The organism is Microtetraspora sp. AC03309 (assembly GCF_020826795.1).
Classification (GTDB): domain Bacteria; phylum Actinomycetota; class Actinomycetes; order Streptosporangiales; family Streptosporangiaceae; genus Microtetraspora; species Microtetraspora glauca.
Map to the genome: position 1 here is coordinate 1 of NZ_JADDIL010000206.1, position 1,257 is coordinate 1,257.

At 65.4% G+C, this 1,257-nt stretch carries 1 protein-coding gene and 1 pseudogene; one reads left to right on the top strand and one right to left on the bottom strand.

The window, feature by feature from the left end:
- Positions 1–275, top strand: a pseudogene (locus tag IMZ11_RS42335) (short chain dehydrogenase); the annotation flags it as partial.
- Between the two features lie 71 nt (positions 276–346).
- Here IMZ11_RS42335 and IMZ11_RS42340 read toward each other — a convergent pair.
- Complete coding sequence (locus IMZ11_RS42340) at positions 347–919, bottom strand: TetR/AcrR family transcriptional regulator (protein ID WP_225507577.1); 573 nt, start codon at positions 917–919, stop codon at positions 347–349.
- Positions 920–1,257: the final 338 nt, after the last annotated feature.

The following is a 1,257-nucleotide window of genomic DNA, read 5'->3' on the forward strand; positions in this document are numbered from 1 at the left end:
CCCTCGACGTGCGCCTGATCCGCTGGTTCTCAGCGCGAGGCCTCATCGTCGGGACCGTGGACAGCGCAAAACTTCCCGCGCTCATGGCAGCGGCGTCTGCCCAGGCCAAGGACGGACTGTTCTACGGACCACAATGGCCAGGGAACACCGGCGGTCCGCCCGGGGAACAGAAACTCTGGAAACCACTGCGCGACAACGCGAACGCCACCCGGCTGTGGACGATGTCCCAGGAGCTGACGGGTGTGACTTTCGGATTGGACCAGGGGCGCCCATGAGTAGTCCGCCACGGGAATCCGCCATGAAAGGCTGCACTTTCGTCACAGCGCCGCAGACATGACATCTGGCACTAAACCGGCGAGATCCGGGTCCGTGCCACCTGCGCGGCCCCGTTGCCCGTGATCAGCCAGAGCGTGGCGAGTTGCGCGATGAAATCATCGAGGGACAGGTCGACGCCTCCGTTGACGAATTCCAGGATGGCATCGGCCGTCCCACCGACGATGAATGCCGGCGTCACCTTCGCCAGCGGATCGGCCTCCAATTCGACCCCGTGCACGGTGCGGCCGTGGCCGATGAGTACGTCGGTGAGCCGGTGCATGACGGTGGTGCGATGGGCATCGAGCTCAGGTAACGCGGCAACACCCCCGAGCAAGACGCGTGCGCGACGGGGGTCGTTGACGAGTGCCCGCACGGCGGCCGCCACACTCGCCATGGCCTGGACTTCCAGGGGCTCCTGCGCGGCAGCGTCCGCTGCCGCCACCGTCGCACTGCGTACTCCGTCGGCTATGTCATCGACGACGGCGGCGGCCAGGCCATCGAGATCGGTGAAGCTCTCGTAGAAGTAGCGCTTGTTGAGATTGGCTGCCGTACAGAGCTTCTCGACAGTCGCACTTCGCCATTCGTTGCGTGTCATCACGTCCATGGCGGCATCCACGAGACGCTCACGCCGTTGCCGGCGCCGAGCATCGGCGGATTGGCCCCCGTAAGCGCGATTGGCCGTTGACACCACCCAGACATTCTGGCACGGTTCCGTACCAGACATTAGGCACGATTCCGTACCAGATATTCGAGAGAGGTGCCCATGACTACCGCAGACACCCAGGCGCACGGCGCCAGCCGCACACCAGAACCGGCCAAGATGTCGGCGCTGGACGACTTGCGCGAGTTATCGCTCACCTCGCCCGTACTGGCGCGCCACCAGGGCTGGGACTACCTGCAGCGCCTCGGCAAGTCCGGACGCCGCGACCAACTGGCCGCCCT

Bases quoted from the DNA above. Each gene is read 5' to 3' on its own strand.
- IMZ11_RS42340 (WP_225507577.1), bottom strand. From the start codon at position 919: ATGGACGTGATGACACGCAACGAATGGCGAAGTGCGACTGTCGAGAAG.